Source organism: Paenibacillus sp. FSL K6-1318 (assembly GCF_037976905.1).
GTDB lineage: Bacteria > Bacillota > Bacilli > Paenibacillales > Paenibacillaceae > Paenibacillus > Paenibacillus amylolyticus_A.
Map to the genome: position 1 here is coordinate 3,655,621 of NZ_CP150270.1, position 19,877 is coordinate 3,675,497.

The window sequence follows — 19,877 nt, forward strand, 5'->3', positions numbered from 1 at the left end:
ACCTTAGTCAAGGGAGATTGAGAATATGATAAAGAAATTTGTATACTCTCAAAAAGTTGCACCTTATGTTTTTGTGTTGCCATTTATACTCATATTTTTGATATTCTGGTTTTATCCACTTGTAAATTCATTCGTAATGAGCTTTCAAGATAGGATGTTGGGACAGGATCCTAAATGGATTGGTGAAGCGAATTATTCGAAATTACTTACTGATAAAGTGTTTTTGACATCTATTAAAAATAGCGTTGTGTACATGTTAGGAACCTTAGTGCTGTTAATTCCTTTTCCAATGTTATTCGCCGTTATGATAAACAGTAAGTTAATGAAGGGAAGAGAGTTTTTTAAATCTTCGTTCTTTCTACCTGCATTGACATCTGTCGCAGTTGCGGGTACCATTTTCCGCCTTACATTCGGTGAAATGGAAGGTTCATTAATGAATAGTTTTTTAGGTCTATTTGGTATAGAACCTATTAAATTTTTGAAAGACGGAAATTGGAGTATGGCAGCACTGTTAATTCTCGCATGTTGGAGATGGACCGGTGTTAATATGCTTTATTATCTATCCGGTTTGAAAAGCATTGACAATGAATATTATGAGGCTGCTTCAATTGACGGGGCATCTGCTTGGCAGAAGTTCAGAACAATCACAATGCCATTATTGAAGCCGACCACCGTATATGTTACGACAATTAGTGTTTATGCAGGTTTAGCCATGTTTACCGAGAGCCTGATGATGTTTAACGGTAACAATTCACCCAAAAATATTGGCTTAACCATTGTTGGATATCTGTACAGACAAGGGATTGAGCAGAATAAGCTTGGTTACGCAGCTGCAGTTGGTATCGTTCTGTTAGTCATTGCTATGGTTATCAATTTAACGCAGTTGAAATTTAGTGGAATGTTCAAAAAGGAGGAGGATTAAAGTGGGCAAAAGTCAGACGAGGAGTGATTTCATCTCTAGAATAGTAATTATTTGTTTATTCATTATACTATTCGTTTTAATTATGATTCCATTCTATGCAGTGGCCCTATCTTCCTTTAAACCCGGTGAATCATTAGTTAGATATGGTCTTAACCTAAGTTTGGATTTTGAAATCATGAGTTTTAATAATTTTATCTATCTGTTTACTGGAGAACATGATTATTTTGTGTGGTTTTGGAACAGTATGATTTTAACAATCGTTCAAGTGGTTTTAACACTTTTTGTAAGCGCATTTGTTGCTTATGGTTTTGCAGCATATGATTTTAAAGGTAAGAACTTCCTTTTTATATGTGTTTTGCTCATTATGATGGTGCCTTTCGAAATACTGCTGGTTCCTTTGTACAGCCTAATTAATGATTTGGGAATGGTCAATAGCTATTCGGCAATCATTCTGCCCGGTATAGCCAATGCCGCGACGATATTTTTCTTCAGGCAGTATCTACGAAGCATACCCAAAGAGATTATTCAATCTGGGCGGGTTGATGGCGCAAACGAGTATGCGATTTATTTGAGACTAATTATGCCGATTATGAAGCCATCCTTTGCAGCAATGGCCATTCTGAATGGTATGAATAGCTGGAATAATCTATTGTGGCCATTCATGGTGCTCGGAGATCAGAGTAAGTATACACTCCCAATTGGTTTGAAAACGTTGTTAACTCCTTATGGCAATAACTATGATCTATTGATCGTAGGCTCGTTCTTCTCCATCATTCCAATTTTTATACTATTCATTGCTTTTCAGAAATATTTCATAGATGGCATGACTGCAGGCGCTGTCAAAGGGTAGTGTATATTATGATGAAACAGGTGATAAGATGGAAATCCAACAACGAGCGTTACATGACATTCAACCATTGATTGAGCAAAGAGCTGATCCTTTTATTTACCGACATTCGGACGGTTATTATTACTTCGTAGCATCCGTTCCGGAGTATGATCGGATTGAAATCCGTAGAGCCCAGAACCTTGAGGGGCTTGTTACATCAACTCCTGTAGTGATCTGGAGAAAGCGCGAGACGGGTATCCTTAGTGCTAATATTTGGGCACCAGAACTGCATTTTATTGATGACAAATGGTACGTGTATTTCGCTGCCGCACACACGACGGAAACGAATGAAGGCTTGTTCGACCATCGGATGTACGTGCTAGAGAATGAAAATGCCAATCCGCTCGAAGGCAGTTGGACGGAAAGAGGGCAGGTTCGTACCGAGTGGGAAAGCTTCGCCCTCGATGCCACTACCTTTGAGCATAATGGAAGCCGTTATTACGTATGGGCACAAAAGGATCCGAATATTGAAGGTAACTCTAATCTGTATATATCTAAAATGAGCAACCCGTGGACGTTGACTGGGCCGCAAACGATGATTTCGTTGCCGGAATATGACTGGGAGATCATTGGTTATAAAGTGAACGAAGGCGCGGCATTTCTTCGCAAGGGTAATCGGGTATTCCTCTCTTACTCGGCTAGCGCCACCGACTTCAATTATTGCATGGGCCTACTTGAAGCCGATGCGGATGCTGATTTGCTCGATGCCACCTCATGGCGCAAGTCGCAAACAGCGGTTCTCTCGACAGATGAGAGCATCTCAATGTATGGTCCCGGTCATAATTCCTTCACGGTGTCAGAGGACGACGAAGAGACGCTATTGGTGTTTCACGCAAGAACGTACAAGAACATTATAGGAGATCCGCTGTACGATCCGAATCGCCATACATTTGTGACAGAGCTTTTGTGGACGGCTGACGGCAAACCCGATTTCCGCGGCTCTGTTGCAGCACTTGCACGTTCTTTACAATGAACGAGTGTACCACAAGGTTGGTTGATGGATTTGAGTTCGTTTATCCAACTTGCCAAAGAGAGACAGTTAGAAGTCGAAGGCACCCTACTGGGTGCCTTCGACTTCGTTCAACAGATTATATATTGTAAGTTAAAAAACTCACATAACGAAACCTAGTTTCATCTGATGAAATAAAAACATTTAGTATGGGACAAACAACTCGATAAGATACAAAAACGGGCTTTGAGTCACTTACAGCGAGAGGAACTGTAACGGGCAAGTTTCTGATTTGTTACAAGGTTAGCATATATACAAGGTTGTAATTATGTAAATTTCAGTTGGAAATGATGATTTCGCCCTGATGTAATGATTTGTAAAATAAGCTTATAAAAAAGAACAAGGAGAGGTTCTCATGACAAAGCCGGACGTCCCGCACCATCCACAGACATCAGGTTATAGCCATAAAATCAATGATCCATTCTGGTCGCATTACATTGAACTGGTCCGCAACGTGGTTGTTCCTTATCAATGGGAAGCGCTCAATGACCGTATCGAAGGAGCTGAACCAAGCCGGGCTATTCGCAATTTCCACATTGCTGCTGGGGATGAAGAGGGCGTTCATTATGGCATGGTATTTCAGGATAGCGATGTTGCGAAATGGATTGAAGCAGCTTCGTACCTGCTCTCCGCGAAGCCCGACCCGGAACTGGAAGTCCTCGTGGATTCCGTTATTGAGACCATAGCTCGGGCACAGCAAGCCGATGGTTATTTGAACACGTACTTTACCCTGCGTGAACCTGGGGCGCGCTGGACGAACCTCGCCGAGTGTCATGAACTCTATTGTGCAGGACATATGATTGAGGCTGGTGTGGCGTACTATCACGCCACGGGCAAGCGCACGCTGCTGAATGTGGTTATTCGCCTGGCGGATCATATAGGCACCGTGTTTGGTACAGAGCCGGGACAATTGCCAGGTTATGATGGACATCAGGAGATTGAACTTGCACTCTTCAAATTGTATGAGACGACAAAGGAAGAGAAATATCTGGAACTGAGCCGTTATTTTCTGGATCAGCGGGGAGCGAGTCCTCATTTTTTTGTAGAAGAATGGGAGCAAAGGGGCCGTACCATACATTTTGGCGAGTTGGACATGGTTCACCGCCACACGTACTCCCAGTCCCATATACCCATTAGGGAGCAGTCGACAGCAGAAGGTCATGCGGTTCGACTGGTTTACATGTGCTCGGCTATGGCAGATGTAGCTGCGAAGACGGAGGATATACCGCTGAAAGAAGCCTGTGAAAAATTGTGGAGCAACATCGTAAGCAAGCGAATGTACATTACGGGAAGCATTGGTTCATCAGCCAAGGAAGAAGCATTTACAGGCGATTATGATCTGCCTGGAGATACTGCCTACGCAGAGACCTGTGCCTCAATTGGCCTGATCTTTTGGGCGAAGCGCATGCTGCAGATGGAGCAGGATAGCCGGTACGCAGATGTTATGGAGCGTGCCCTGTACAATACGGTGATTAGTGGAATGTCCCTGGATGGTCAACGTTTCTTCTATGTGAATCCGCTTGAGGTCGATCCGGAGATTCAACGTGTGAATCCTAATTATGCTCACGTGCGAACACGCCGGCAAGGGTGGTTTGGTTGTGCCTGCTGTCCGCCGAACATTGCTCGATTAATTGCCTCATTGGATCAATATGTATTTACCCCGGCTGTGGAACAGGCTACGTTGTATGTGCAATTGTACATCGGAGGGGAAGGGGAATTCACACTTCAGGGTAGGAGAGCAGCCCTAACCATGGACTCTGACTATACCTCCACCGGAGATGTGAAGCTGATCGTTCGGCCCGATTCCCCAGAGGGAATGCAGTTTACGATAGCTCTGAGAAAGCCGGACTGGTGCAAGATTCCCGAGCTGTGGATTAATGGGGAGAAGACCGAACAGGATGGATTTACTTTTGAATGCGGTTACATAAAGGTGACCCGTACGTGGAGAGCTGGTGATGAGATCAAGCTTCACTTCCCAATGGAGTTGCTGCGTATGAAAGGGCATGATCACATCAAAGCCACTTTCCGAAAAGTAGCCATCCAGCGGGGACCGTTTATGTACTGTCTCGAAGAAGTCGACAATGGCCGCGGATTGCATCGCATTCATCTGCCTCGGGATGCCGAGTTTCATATTGGTAGCGGGGAACAGATGCCTCTGGGGGTCCCGGCACTTACAACCATTGGGCAGAGAATCGTATCCCAAGCAGACTGGGGAATACATCTGTATCGCAGTGATGTTCACTGGGATACACAGCCTGCCGAGCTTCGGTTCATTCCTTACTTCACTTGGGCCAATCGGGATGAAGGAGAAATGAGTGTTTGGATTCGCGAAAGCGAATAAGAAGAAGTCTACTAGTGCTGCTGTAAAAAGGAAAGCACCCGATAGACCCAAAATACGCGCTATAGGATAACGTGATCTTTGGTGAGCGGACACTTTTTTTCACGGCATCAGTTCTGATTGAGTCATTTTATTTATCTGAGTTGGTAAACTTGTTGCGGAAGTTGGAAGGAGAGATGCCCTCTTTTTTCGAGAAACAGGAAGAGAAGTAGGATACATGATTGAAGCCGATCTCTTCGGCGATGCGAGCAACGGACCAGGAGGTTTGCAGCAGCAGCTTTTTGGCCTGTTCGATTCTGTAATGCAGCAGATATTCCATGGGAGTCATGCCATACACTTTCAGCATGCTGCGTGCGAGATAGTTTGGATGGTAGTTGAGTTCCTTTTGCAGGATCGGATTGGAGATCGGTAGCGGGTAATTATGGCGGATGTAGAGTTCAACTTTCTCGGCAATCCGGATGGCAGCAACGTCGGACAGTGAAGAAAGCCCAAGGTCCAGATGCTGCATAAATTGCTGGAAGGTCGCCTGTCGTTTCCAATTGCGCATGGACTGAGGCTCCTGATCGAGCTGAGAGAAATGCTCCAGCAGTTCCATATCCTTCGATGCAATGTGCATACGTTTGGGAATGAAGATGGAACAGACATCACAGTGGTTCAGATATGCGCTCACCTTATGTGTCTCGATTAATTCGGCTTGATTGGCGAGGCATTCGTCCATGTTGGCAGACTCTCTCCAGCTGCCATAGGTTTGAAAATGAATCCAGATCATTTCCGTTTCCGCCTTACAGGCTGCGCTGCCGTAATGGTGTCCATCGGGCTTAAGGATCAGTGCTTCTCCTTGGTTCAGAAGCCATTCTGTCCCATTCTCGCTAATGGCGAGCGAACCGCGTGTAACGACAATTAGATCAAAGACACCGATGTCACTGCGGCTAATGTGATATTCACCGACTTCGTAAGAAGCACGTCCGCAATCAATAAAATAGGGAATGGGCGGGGTGATGAAATGAAGGATGGGCGAGTCCAATCCGGCACCTCCGAACAGGTTGAAATATTTAAAATTCATGTTGGCATCGAGCATTTATTTTTTATGATACAGCAAGTAACATAGAAAATAAAGCGCTTACTAAACTCAGTTTTAACCTTCAACGGATTCAGGTTTAGAACCTTATCTTCACTCTTTAGAGATTCTACTTTAGACGAAAGAATGAACGTCATTTTCGATGGATCGGTCAAAGGTATTTCGTAGAAGAAACTATACTTACCGGTTTAAGAGAATTAAACCCCTAATGGATATGATCACATATATACAGGAGGTTATAATGACAATGATTTCGAAGAAGTGGAAGCCGCTTATGATCGCGCTTCTCCTGGCATTTTCAAGTCTGCCGCTGCAGGTTAGCGCTTTGCCTGGGGCCGCGAAGGCTGCGGTAAAGACCGGTATCTCCAATGCCAGCCTGTCGGCCAAAGTCGGTGACTTAGGTCAGATTGAGGAGCTCTATATCAACAATAATCCTACCAATAAACAAGGGGAGCCGATCAATTTCGTACTTCCTAACACTACATCGCCGCAGAATGGTACTCAGCACCAATGGATGGGGGAAATGATCTTTTCTTACCGTACAGGTGCCAATGGACAATTCCCTGATAACAGGGACGGCTTTGTAGAAGTTGATACCAATAAAACATTGGCTGCCGGGGGATCTACACAAGTTTCGACCATTAATCCGGATAACCCCTATATGAACAAGACCGCATCAGCAGACGGCAAGAAGGTAGAAGTCAACTTTATTGGACAGAACCTCAATTCTACAGACCAGCGGGTAATGAAGGGCTTCGATGTGAAATCCGTTTTTGATATGGAGACCGATGACGGTTCAATGCTTTGGGAAATTACGATGAAGAACAAAAGTAATCAGTATATCGAATTCGGGGATATCGGCTTACCGATGCCTTGGAATAACAAATATCAGACCTTATCCGATACCTATGATGACCGTGTGACGGTGCATAATTTCGCAGGTGCTGACAGTGGATATTCTTATGCCATCCGCACCAGTGGTGAGGGAAACTTTATGCTCTTCACTCCGGTGCCGGAAAGCGGCGCTCGAATCGAGTATGTGGATTATTGGATGCATGAAGCAGGAGAGCGACGTGCTGCGGACACCTTTAAAAACTGGACAGGAGACAGTGGCGGCTGGTATCCGGGGCTGAACGTGCTCTATATTCACTCCAAAGAAATCCAAAAAACGGGACGCGGTTACTTCACTGATGCTTCCAGCCTCGTACTGGGACCGGATGAGTCCAAGACGTATAAGTTCAAATTCTCAGCAGTTCGTGGAGGAGACAACACGCCGCAGGAAAGTGCCCAAAGCTCAAATAACAGTTCAACCTCGATGGAAGACCGTGAAGCCAATCTCCGGTCCATCCTATATAAATCAGGCATGATTGATGCCGTAGCGGTGCCGGGCTTCCAGACTGCAATCAATATGCCTGTCAAGTTAGACCTGCACTATGACGACAATATCGTTGATGTACAATCCATCGATATTCAAAATGTGGCAGAGAATGATCCGTTTGATGAAGCGCATATTCCGGATATCAAGCCTGGGAAGAGCAGAAAGGAAATGGTTGACAACTCGCGGGCCGGACGTGGACTGCCGGACGGGAACCCTGGCTACAACGAGTCGGTTGAGTTTGTGGAGACCAAGATCGTAAATGGTGAACAGCATCATATCTATTCGCTTCAGTTTGATTCGATCGGCAACAACAGTGTGCGTATCGAATATAAGCTGAAGGACGGCAACGAATGGCTGGATAAATTCACTCAATTTGAATTCAATGTTCTAGCCGAGCTGGATGCAATCTCGGATGCCCATTCCGAATTCATGGTCCAGCAAACACAGGATAAGAATCCGGAAAGTCCGACTTATGGTAACTATTTCGACTGGTACCTAACAAGTGGCATCGATCTCAATACAAGCCATTGGGGGGATGACTGGAGCCATGACAACATCAACTTCATGACGATGAAGAACTATCTGGCTCCCAATCCCGCTGAAATTCGCTCTATCGAGACATACCTGATCGACTTCATGTGGGAACGATACATGAAGAATACGCAGGATAGCTACATCGTTGCAAACTGGCTGAAAGATTCTGGAGCGTACACCGACAAAGATAAGCCTTATACACGTACGTTCTCCGAAATCATGGAAGCTACCGGATTTTTCAATATGTACCGGATTCAGAAGGCTTATCCTAATCTGATCGAGTACCGGGAATCGCCTCAGTTTTATCTGGAGAAAGCTTATAACATCTACTATAAGCGCGTTTCCACCGGGGCCATCGGATTCTATGGCGAGCAGCAAATCCCGGATATGATTGAAGCACTGAAGGAAGAGGGGATGCAGAACGAGTCAGCCAATCTGCAGAAAAAGTTCGCCCTCGACAAGGGACGGAATATGACTAGAGCCACTTATCCTTACGGGTCGGAATTTGAATATGACAATACTGGCGAAGAAGGGGCTTATGCAGCAGCGAAGGCACTGCGCACGTACTATCCAGCAGACGCACTTACAGGTGCAGCTGAGAAAAGTATGGAAATGGCCGATTGGAAAACACGTGCGATGCGCGGTATTCAGCCTACCTGGTTCCATTATTCCGTGCCCGTTTTCCGCGGCGGTGAAGGCTGGTGGAATTTCCAATATACTGCGTCTCTAGCAGGATACATTATGGATGACTGGTTAAGGTATGAGAATGATGGCAGATCGATGGAGCAGAAGGCAATTGCACAGCAGCGAAATTATGCCGCGAAGATTTCGAATTTCAATGCCGTCAATATGGGACAGATTTCGGCTAATTCAGTTGGCAGTACCTCTTGGAGATATTCGATGTATAAAGGAGGTACGGGTACGAAGGACGTATACGATGGCGGCTCACGCGTCATGAGTAACGGCTGGAATGATTTTTCAGGCGAATCGGAAGAAGGCCTCTATGGTTCCCTTCTCAGCATCAGCTCCGATATTGTTACAGATCCGATATTCGGGCTGTTCGGTTATGGAGCGCGGGTGAGTGACGAAGGAGACAGCTACAACATTACGCCGAAAGACGGTTTCGGCAAACGCATCAATCTGATCGATGAGAAAATCTATTTGGAGCTGGAAAGCGATAAAGTAGAAAGCGCGCAAATTCAAAAAAATGGCAAGGGTTTTACACTTCAGCTCCTGAATACATCAGGGAAAGAGCATACTTCACGGATTTTGTTCGATGGAGTAGGGATGGAGAATGGTTACTATACCATGAAGCTGAATGGTGCAGCTGTCGGACAGTTCTATGTTCAGAACAATGAAGGCGTTGCCATGTTTCAGATGGGTAGCGTGCAGCGTGCTGAATTGATCATTGAAAAGTCAGCCGGCGGCGAAAATGAAGCTCCGCAAATTACTGTAGAGCTGGCGACACAACATTCACAGGCGTTGATTCCATTTATGCTGAATGGGATTGTAACCGATGATGGCGCGCCGAAAGGGACTCTGTCTTATCAATGGGAAGTGGTCAGTGCCCCGGAAGGCGCCAAGCTAACCTTTACTCATCCGAAAGCAAGTATTACACAGGCTACGGGTACCAAAGCAGGCTCATATACAGTTAAGCTTAGCGCAAGTGATGGACAACTGACTGGCTCCGGCCAGGTAATATTCGAACTGGCTTCACCGCCGGATAAACAGCCTCCAGCAATTGGCCAAGTAACAGCGGTTCAGGATGTTGCCAATAACAGTATCGTAGTATTGTCCGGGGAGGCTATTCCTGACCCTGTGCATAGCGAGGCAGAAGAACCCCAGTTGAAGTACACTTGGGCCGTCAAGCAAAAGCCTGAAGGTTCAGCGGACATTTCATTTGTGGATGGTGACAAAGCAGCAGCCTATGCGCGTGTAAGTACGGCAGGCACCTACACGTTTACCTTCAGTGCGGCAGACGGAGACAAGAAGGCCAGCAAGGATATAACGATAGAGATCAAGGAAGATACCGTTGACGTTTACCGGGCACTCAGCGTTGTCACCAAGAAGGATATTGAACCAGAACTTCCTAGACAAATCTATATTCTGTCAGAGGAAGGGTATCTAGAGCAGGAAATCACTTGGGATGCTATTGATCCAAGCAGCTATGCTAGTGTAGGCCAATTTGAAGCCAGAGGAACGGTCAATGGTAGTGCTTTGGAGGTATGGGCTACCGTACATGTCGTGAATACTGAGCTGCAAAATGCGGCGCTGACAGCCAAGGCTTCCGCTAGCTTCTCTGGTGGCGACGGTTATCCGGAAGCGATGAATAACGGCATTGAACCTAAAAGCTCGGCAGATTTCTCTCCGAACCGAGGTGCCCCCAACAGTGCATGGCATAACTGGGGTAGAGAAGGAGATCCTGCATGGGTGACGTATGAATGGGATCAGCCATTCCTGGCCTCATTCATGGATGTATATGTATTTCAAGACAACGGCGGGAACTTCCGTCCGAAGGATATGCAGCTTATGCTTCGCGGCGAAGATGGGAAATGGTATACCCCGCGGGACATAAAGGGATTGGGCAATGAACTTAATAAATACAATACAACGACCTTTGAGCCCGCCTATATTACAGGTGTTCGTATGGACATGAAGCCTTCCGTTAATGGCAGCGGTATTCTGGAATGGAAGGTATACGGCTATACCGGAGCGATAGATAAGACAGAACTGATCAAGGTCTATAACTATGTAAATACATTAAATGCTTCGAACCTTACAGATCCAGGTCTTGCGCCAATCGAAGCGGCGAAGACAGAAGCATCTGCTGTGATCAAGAATATGAATGCCACAGACGAGGAAATTGCCCTGGCGCTCGAGAAGTTGCTGACGGATTTGCGTCTGCTCAGTCCGAGAGACGGCAACTGGGCCTTCCTCGCAAATGCTTCTTCCAGCTATACCTCTCCTTGGGAGAGTCTGGCTGCAGTAAACGACGGTAAGAAGGATGGCAACAACATTTCGCATTGGGGAACCTGGGGGCATGAAGGCGCAGAGGAGTGGGTGCAATATGAATGGCCGCAGGGTGCATCTATCCGAAGTTCGAATCTGGTGCTGTGGTCAGATGCCGGCGGAATCAAGCGGCCTACCCAAATCGTTTATTCCTACATCCCGGCGGATAGCGCAACTGATGAATGGGTAACAGCGGGAACGGTTACGGAGGGAATCAAAGTGATTGAACATACTCCAGCGGAATCCTCCAATCCGTACACGTTTGACTCGGTGCTGAATGTAAAGGCATTGCGGGTTACCCTAACCAAACAATCGCGGGCAGGCGATAACGGTGTAGGCTTATGGGAATGGGAAGTTCACCAGGCCATATCCAGTCCTGATCGTGAGGCTCCAGTTACACCGGCCGGTGTGGCACCGTCCATTCCTGATGGAGATGACGGCAAACTGATTGGTGTGACAACAGAAATGGAGTATAAGAAGGAAGGCGAAGAAGAATATATTGCAATTGCAGGAATTGAGGTCACAGGTCTCAGCGCTGGTAAGTATTATGTCCGGTATATGAAGACCGGTTCGCTGAGCGCCAGCCTGGATAAGGAAGTCGTTATTCCGGAAGGGCAGACACAGGAGCAGGCTGCACCAGATGCAAGTGGGTGGGTGATCTCACACGCCAATTCGGATACCGACATTAAAGGCATAATTGAGGGCTTGGATGATACGATGGAATACCGGAAGCTGGGCGAAGAGGACTACACGCCTGTTACAGGTTCAAGAATCAACGATCTGGAGCCTGGCAGCTATCAGATCCGGTATGCAGCCACAGACAGCCTAAAGGCAAGTCCGCCGGTAACCGTGGACATTCGCAATGAAGCCAAGGCAGACAGAGAGGCACCAACAGCGGAAGGACTCGTCATTACACCGCCTACAGCGGCAGGCGGGAACGATGGCAGAATTGAAAATGTGACTGTCGATATGGAGTACCGAAAGGCGGATCAAGGTGGTTACATGCCGGTTAGTGGAAACAGCATTGAAGGCCTCGAGGCCGGCAGCTACAAGCTCCGGTACTCCGGAACGGATTTGAGCAATCCAAGTCCTGCTATCCTGATCGTTGTGCCTGACGGAACCAAGCAGGAGCAAAGTCAGCCGTCCAGTGCAGAGGTCAAGGCTGTAAATGTCAGTGCAGCCGGGGCCAAGGATGGTAAGATCACTGGTGTAAGTCCTGTAATGGAATATCGGCAAGTGGGAGTGGACGCTGGCAGCTGGAATGCGATCACAGGCACAGAGGTTACAGGTCTTGGTAACGGAATCTACGAAGTAAGGTATAAAGAAACGGCAACTCATTATGCGAGTCAATCCCTTACTGTCGTTATCAGCAATCCAGCAATTAATCCGAAGCCTACGGAAACACCGCCGTCAACGGATGCACCTGTGTCAGTGACCACACCTTCACCGGCTCCTGAAAACATCAAAGTCGAAGGGAATTGGATTAAGATTGTGGCACCAAAGACGGATATCAAAACCGGTAAAGCTAAAGGAGCACCCATCCGTCAGGAAGATCTTAATAAGGCTCTGGAACATGTAAAGGCGAATAGCAGTAATATTAAAACATTCATGGTGGATATTTCGAAAGCAGAGGGAGCCCATTCCTATGCGGTTGAGCTTCCTGCAGCTGCACTAACCGCAGCGCATGCCAACATCAAGATCGAGATTAACACGGAATTTGGAACCGTTGCAGTACCTTCTAATTTGCTGAAGTATGTATCAGGTGCCAAAAATGTGGAACTGTCACTGAGCCGGCTAAATACTGTAAAACTTCATTCAGATGTAAAATCAGTGATAGGCAGCAGACCTGTTATTGCATTCGCTGTGCAATTAGATGGAGAAGAAATGGCAACCTTGAATACACCGGTTGAAATCAGACTGCCTTATACTCCTGATATTGAAGAATTGGCCAATTCCAAATACCTTACAGTTTCGTACGTGGCTGCAAATAGTACATTTGTTCAGCTACTGAATGGCAAATACGACCGTGCTCTACAAGCCATGGTTTTTCCAGCGGCAAATACAGGTCAATATGCAGTTGTTTATACGAAGAAGTTCTTCAATGATGTCATTAAGGATTCGTGGTACGCACCAGCGGTTGAAACAATGGCGTCCAAAGGATTCATCGACGGGACATCAGCAACAAGCTTTAGTCCCGGGCAAAAGGTCACAAGAGGTGAGTATCTAGCTTGGTTGGTAAGGACACTGGATCTCAAAGCAGAGTTCAAAACCACTTTCAGTGATATGAAGCGAACAGACCTCTATTATGAGGAAATCGGAATCGCCAAAGCACTCGGGATCGCCCTGGGTTCAAACGGCAGCTTCTATCCGGAAATGGAAATTTCTAGACAAGATTTGGCTGTGCTAACCATGCGGGCTTTGCGGGCAGTTGGGAAAACCGAGCAGACCCATACAGCTGAGGATCTCAAGAGATTTACAGATGCGGCAAATGTAGCAAAGTACGCAATTGATGATATGTCTTCAATGGTTAAAATGGGTTTCATAAACGGGCGAAGCAGTGTCATCTTGAGTCCTGGCGGAACGACAACCAGAGCAGAAGCTACTCAAGTTCTGTATAAGATTTTCTCGCAGCTATAATTAAAGAAACCGACCTTGGTCCTGCAGAAACAGGAAAAAGGTCGGTTTCTTTTTTAGGGAATGCTTCAAGCATGATACCTTGCCAATGTTTAAAAAAAACGTTATGTGAACCTGAGGATAATGTGAGCATATTATTGATGTTTATCTGTTTCGTTAAGCTAACGGGCAGGTGGGTTATTCTTTAGGGAGTGGGTTGTGTAATCAAGTTTATGCGCGCTTTTCAATGTTAAACAATCATATGGATTTGGTTTGAATGACAGACTCATTCTTTAAAATAGGGAGTAATGATAATTAAATTGTCGAACAAGAGCAGCTAATATATGATCGGCTGCTTTTGTTCGACTATTGTGCAGGTTAGTTTAGAATAAGTTGCCATACCCCGTAGGTGGAGAAGCTTAAAAATCTACATTATCTCATTGAATCGGCGTAGTTAGGTTGAAATTTGCGGTTCATCTACAGGCTGTCTTCCACTTACCACAAGCATAATTACAGCAACAATGATAAGTATGAAGCAGAAGATAAATGAGTATCGGTAACCCACAATGCTGGCTACTCCACCACCCACAAGACTACCAATCAGCCTGCCGATTGTGGATGAATTCGAATAGAGTGTGGAAGCATATCCCGGCATACTAGGCAGCAGGTCCTGAATGTAGCTAATTCCAATCGCTGAAATGACGGCGACAAAAACAGCGAGCAAAATTTGTGCTGCAAGCATTTGCCACATCTCGTTCGAGATAAGGATAACGAAATAATAAGCTCCTCCAAAAATAGCCCCGCAAAACACCAAGATTCGGTTACTATACTTTGCACTAAGTAGACCGAGTACAATCATAAAGGGAATTTCCAGCGCAGCACATAAACTGCTGACTAAACCGACATGACTTGTCGTTCCCCCAAGATTGTTTGTAATAAAGAGAGCCGTGTTTATACTGCTCATCCAATGAGCCGTATACATGAGTATCATAATGAGAAAAGGAATTAGAATATCCCGGTTTTGAGCCAGTCGGAAACTTTTTATATTCGCTTCAGCATTACTGCTCTTCATTTCTGTGTTTGATTTGAGAAACAGAAAAACAAGCAGAGCAACGAGTAGGAAAGCTCCGATCGTTCCCAAAAAAATCCCCTTAAATCCAATAGCAGCGAGTAATAAAGTGCCGATTAAAGGACCTGTAATAAAGCCGAGAGAGAAAGCAGAACGCAAGGTAGAATTAGCAAACGCACGCTCCGTAAAATGACTCTTTATCACTGCTTCTCTAGAAATAGCGAACAACTGGGGCATTCCTGGTGCACCAAGGGCAGTAAACACAGTCATGTAAATGAACAACATCGGAAAATCTTGAATGAACAAGTATCCACTAAAGGCCAAGACATTAGAGAGAGTAGAGAAAAGATAAACGCTCTTCCGATTCAAGCCAAGGTCAGAACGTCTCCCGATTAGCGTACTGATCCATATTCCTGCAATTAGTGTAACGGCTAGATAAAGACCAAACATACCAATAGATACGCCAAGCTGTTCCGTGAAATAAATAGATAAAAAAGGGGTACTGAGTGAAATGCCCATTCCCTGTAATGCCATACACATAAAGAGTAAAGCATACGAAGGAATGGAAAATAAGCTGATGAATCGATTGATCATAGTGTAAAATTACTCCTCAAAATTTGTTGTTGTGTGATCACCATACATGGCTGAATAGAATCAATCGTACATCTTTATTATGTACTAAATGACAACACAAACAATATAACATTCGTGCCAAATGCTTGCCTAAACCTACCATAGACTCGTGTGAGTATACAGTAAATTAAAGGCAGTTTCCCGGAAAAAGGAGGTTTCCTTTTCACTATCAACAGGTCGTTAATAAGGAAATACATAGTCATTTCTAAGACAGGGGGATGAGAGTTAAAGTTAACGCAATTAAAGACAGGCGATAGATTTAAAAAGATGAGGTTTCAAAACAAATCAGGTGTACGGCGCGCAGCAATCCAGACTTCCAGCGGGAGTCACCGCACAGCTACGAACGGATGGAGACAGCGACTATGTGTTCTTGCTTAACTTTTCAGGTGCTGTAGCAAGGGTTGAGCTTGACCAAAACGGATACGTGGATGTTGAATCAGACGAAATCGTAACAGGACAGGTTGATAATACCAAGAAAGCAGCGGCTCACACCTTTGGAGTTCTATATATACGATTCTAAACAAGAGATCCGGTTTTCTAAATCTCTTGTTTTTTTGCTAATGTGTCCGGCATGGACGATGAGTTCGTGGTGAATGTCCGCTACAGGATTGGCAGTAGGGACTGTTATCCAAGGGCAAGGATATCCGTTGCGAGGCGAAATCAGAAAATAAACTTATTTAGCATATTAAACCATATAAAATGAAAGAAAAGACGGGTGCTATAATTGCTTATAGACACATTTATCCATACAAAAAATCAAAGTAATTCATCCGATTTCCGATTAGATGTATACCTCGGAAGGATTATCTCAAATCAGCTTTAATTTTGTTTTATAAATTCCACAGATGCGAACTCCCTAAGGTATCATGATGGAGATCAAGTAATGTCGGGGTGCAAGAACATAAACCAATGAACCAACTAGCCCGTCATCATTAGATCCCAGTAGCGGGTTCTTCTAAGGAAAGGCAGTAATTCGAACTAAATGAGGAGAAGAGCAAGCCCTGTTTGGGACATAAATTCTCAAGAGATACCGAAAATTAGTAAAAGGATAAACGCAGGAATTGATCAAAACTTCTCGAATAATACCACAGTTGCTGCAAAAAGAATTAGTTACAGCAGATCTAGCAACTACTACAGAAGTTATGAGCAACGGATATCGAATTTGTGGAATAGGATGTAGCTGGTTCCCGCTATGAAGCAACCACACCTGGTGAGAACAGCATCATGGGTACTCTCGTACCAACAAGCGAATAACTAATCAAACAGGATATACAGCAACGATGAAAGTTATCGTAGCCTTGCAAACAATTACGGCAATTGATGCGATAAAGATGTTGAGGTAACGTATGAACGGCTACAGAGGATTTGAAATTTCCGTCGAGCGTGGGGATGAACTAAGTAGTGGGTTAACAGGTATCGCAAGTGTCTAATATATTTTCATGGAGGAGTAAATTTGGCAAAGTTAATTGATATTCTAACAAGGGCATTAGCTAGGTCAACAGCGAGAGAGATTGTAAGAGCATTTGATAAAAATAAAAAAAACACTCATCGGCCTTCTTTGACTGGAAAAGTTAAAGAATAAAACAGAAGAACTGAAGTTAGAACAAATACTTCAGGAAAGAAGAGAGCGATACAGTGATAAGATCAATATTGCTGATTATTACTTGAGAAAAGATTGGAGTGTAATTAGTATTTTTAAAGATCATGAACATGAGATAGCTGATGTCGAGGGACAAGAACTTGTACCGATTGCCGGAATTGACAAGAAAATAGTCCGATTGCCGATTAGATATATATCTAAACATTGATCACATGCACTTAAAACATCATTATGTACCATAACACATAAAAATGTTCACATTGTTATGGACAACTGAATAAAAGAGAGGTTAAACATGGTTGGATGGGTATTAAAAAAGCGAAATATCAGACTGAAACTAGCTGTTGAGGACAAGAACATGTTTCTGTTTCCGGTTAGACGCATAACTAATCGTCATATTGCCCTTCAATTCATTAAACTAACGGGCAGTATAGTTCCAATATGTGGTACTATTTGTTTGGGCAATGATGGGAATTTGTAGTCATCACAATAGGTCTTATTAGACATGGGGTTACTGAATGGAATAATCTTAGCAAGGCTCAAGGAATATCTGATATACCGCTAAACGAAGAAGGAATAGCGCAAGCAACTGCACTGGCAAAAAGACTTTCAAGCGAAGAATGGGATGTTATATTCTCCAGTAATCTAACGAGAGCTAGGCAAACTGCCGAAATCATTCAGCAATGTTTAGGAGTACCCGTATTCACTGATGAACGTATTAGAGAGATTAATTGCGGGCTAATTGAGGGCACTACCGAGGAAGAGCGTATCACACGTTGGGGAGCAAATTGGCGTGAGCAAAATCTTGGTATGGAAGATTTCAAAATGGTCGCAAAGCGAGGTCTAACTTTTCTAGAAAAACTGATTAAAGAATATGTTGATAAAAGAATATTAGTTATAAGTCATGGAGCATTGATTGGGCTGTCATTACAACATCTTTTGCCGCAACATTTCCAAAAAACGTATATAGATAATACTTCTATAACCATTCTTACACACACTAACAACAAGTGGGCATGCCAATTATATAACTGTACTAAACACCTTTAGCTATTGTGGACTAAGCTAACGGGAAACGTTAGCTCAATAAAACAAAAAAAGCAGCCGATCATTGTGATTGGTTGCTTTATTCAACTAACGGATAGGATACTTTCAAGATTAGACGCGGTGAACCACACTAAAAGTATCGACGAGTTTATCGTCGTTAGCAACTATTAAGCAGGATAATACAGTTTCTGGGTCGAATTTGGTTGGCGGTAAGGTAGAATGGGGGGATAAGATATGGAAAAGTACGGAAGTGACAAGGTACGTTTTCTAAAAGAAATAATGGATTTGATGGTACCCATAGAAGGCGGATCAATTGAACTACGCGATTTTCTTAATACAGATAAATGGCTTAGCACTGATTACACTTTATCTAACCCAGGAAGTAGTAAAAAGACTATAACGTGGACTGAAGCTATAGAGCCATTCCATGTAATGAAGTATCCAGTAACACAGCAGTTATATCATTTTGTCATGCATGAAGAAGAAATAGAGCCGATTGTGAGTAAGCTGCCAATTACGGAAGTTTCGTGGATGGATGCTATTGCTTTCTGTAATGAGTTATCGAGAAAGCTTGGCAGGATGGAATGTTACACAGTTACAAACGAAAGTGAGAACATAATATTTAACAAAATAGCGAATGGATTTCGATTACTGTCAGACGCTGAATGGCAGTATGCGTGCAAAGCAGGATCAAAGGGATATCGGTATGCAAGAATTGATCAAATTGCATGGTATCAAGGAAATTCCAATGGATCTGTTCATAAAGTAGGACAGTTGCTTCCTAATCCATGGGGACTTTATGATTTGATCGGTAACGTCTGGGAATGGTGCTGGGATCTATATGATGCTGAACGATATGGGAACTATAGAGTTTTCAGGGGAGGCAGTTGGGCTGAAGTGGAGAACAATTGTGGTTCTACGAGTAGAAGGAAAAGCATGCCCAATTTTAAAATAGATGATCTTGGTTTTAGAATAGCACTTACAAATCCTTGAGAAAACGACACATCGAGTATGCTCAAGTCGTTGAGCTAACGGTAGGTGTTCAACTATCCGGAAACTATAACTTACTGATGACCAGAAGGCAGCCGACGACTAAGATCGGCATAACGGCTATATAAAAGTTACAGATGCTCAGTTTGACAAAGCATTCAATTTCTGTCGAAGGACAAGAACATATTCCCATTCAAGTCGCTATTTTAGCGGCTTTTTTATTTTTATCGGTACAAGTTCTTGTCCCGAGCCAAGGACAAGAACTTGTACCGATTGCCGGAATGGACAAGAACATAGTCCGATTACCGATTAGATCTATATCTAATCATTGAACGTATCACTTAAAACCTCATTAAGTACCGTAAAACATGAAAATGTTCACATTTGTTTAGAACAACTGACACGATGAGAGGTTAAACACGAGCGGCTAGGTATTGAAAAAGCGAAATATCAGACTGAAACTAGCTGTTGAGGACAAGAACTTGTACCGATTGCCGAAATGGACAAGAACATGTTCCCATTTCCGATTAGATAAATATCTAAGTGTAGAAGTGAGTCTCTTTTGAGCGATTAACAGACTACAGGATGAATTATGTTCAAGATACCAGCTTCAACGCTAGGAGGTATTTCCACTGGAACTGTAATCCATTGAAATGGTTAAAACAAGTTCGTTAACAAGCACTTTAACAAAGAAAAGGGGAGGAAGCTGAATGTGATTTTGGATCAAGGGAAGGGAAACATATTCAAATATTGTACTTTGTGCTGATT

Annotated in this window: 11 protein-coding genes; 9 read left to right on the forward strand and 2 right to left on the reverse strand. The window is 44.2% G+C overall.

Going from position 1 to position 19,877, the window contains the following annotated elements:
- Positions 1–25 precede the first annotated feature (25 nt).
- The 4 genes from NYE45_RS16020 (at position 26) to NYE45_RS16035 (ending at position 5,161) form a co-directional block, all read left to right on the forward strand.
- Positions 26–922 (forward strand): sugar ABC transporter permease, encoded by an 897-nt coding sequence (locus NYE45_RS16020; RefSeq protein WP_340013121.1) that lies wholly within the window; start codon positions 26–28, stop codon positions 920–922.
- A gap of 1 nt (position 923) precedes the next feature.
- Positions 924–1,772, forward strand: coding sequence for a carbohydrate ABC transporter permease (locus NYE45_RS16025; protein WP_340013122.1), 849 nt, complete (start codon positions 924–926; stop codon positions 1,770–1,772).
- Positions 1,773–1,800: 28 nt separating this feature from the next.
- Complete coding sequence (locus NYE45_RS16030; RefSeq protein ID WP_340013124.1) at positions 1,801–2,784, forward strand: family 43 glycosylhydrolase; 984 nt, start codon at positions 1,801–1,803, stop codon at positions 2,782–2,784.
- Positions 2,785–3,175: 391 nt separating this feature from the next.
- The gene (locus tag NYE45_RS16035) at positions 3,176–5,161 is read left to right on the forward strand and encodes a beta-L-arabinofuranosidase domain-containing protein (RefSeq protein WP_340013125.1); all 1,986 of its coding nucleotides are present in this window, start codon (positions 3,176–3,178) and stop codon (positions 5,159–5,161) included.
- A 127-nt stretch (positions 5,162–5,288) separates the two neighbouring features.
- Here NYE45_RS16035 and NYE45_RS16040 read toward each other — a convergent pair whose 3' ends face one another.
- Positions 5,289–6,221: a helix-turn-helix transcriptional regulator gene (locus tag NYE45_RS16040; protein ID WP_340013127.1), complete on the reverse strand. Its 933-nt coding sequence runs from the start codon at positions 6,219–6,221 to the stop codon at positions 5,289–5,291.
- A 256-nt stretch (positions 6,222–6,477) separates the two neighbouring features.
- Here NYE45_RS16040 and NYE45_RS16045 point away from each other — a divergent pair, with 256 nt between their 5' ends.
- Positions 6,478–13,794, forward strand: coding sequence for a DUF5695 domain-containing protein (locus tag NYE45_RS16045; RefSeq protein ID WP_340013129.1), 7,317 nt, complete (start codon positions 6,478–6,480; stop codon positions 13,792–13,794).
- Positions 13,795–14,224: 430 nt separating this feature from the next.
- Here NYE45_RS16045 and NYE45_RS16050 read toward each other — a convergent pair whose 3' ends face one another.
- Positions 14,225–15,433, reverse strand: coding sequence for a sugar efflux transporter (locus tag NYE45_RS16050; RefSeq protein WP_340013130.1), 1,209 nt, complete (start codon positions 15,431–15,433; stop codon positions 14,225–14,227).
- Positions 15,434–15,761: 328 nt separating this feature from the next.
- On the opposite strand from NYE45_RS16050, the gene NYE45_RS16055 reads away from it, so the two are divergent.
- The 4 genes from NYE45_RS16055 (at position 15,762) to NYE45_RS16070 (ending at position 19,112) form a co-directional block, all read left to right on the forward strand.
- A complete protein-coding gene (locus tag NYE45_RS16055) occupies positions 15,762–15,992 on the forward strand; it encodes a Beta-galactosidase C-terminal domain (protein WP_340013131.1) in 231 nt (76 codons plus the stop codon).
- Positions 15,993–16,925: 933 nt separating this feature from the next.
- A complete protein-coding gene (locus NYE45_RS16060) occupies positions 16,926–17,054 on the forward strand; it encodes a hypothetical protein (protein WP_340013133.1) in 129 nt (42 codons plus the stop codon).
- Positions 17,055–17,570: 516 nt separating this feature from the next.
- Positions 17,571–18,122, forward strand: coding sequence for a histidine phosphatase family protein (locus NYE45_RS16065; RefSeq protein WP_340017386.1), 552 nt, complete (start codon positions 17,571–17,573; stop codon positions 18,120–18,122).
- 231 nt (positions 18,123–18,353) lie between these two features.
- Positions 18,354–19,112, forward strand: coding sequence for an SUMF1/EgtB/PvdO family nonheme iron enzyme (locus NYE45_RS16070; protein WP_100527504.1), 759 nt, complete (start codon positions 18,354–18,356; stop codon positions 19,110–19,112).
- Positions 19,113–19,877 lie beyond the last annotated feature (765 nt).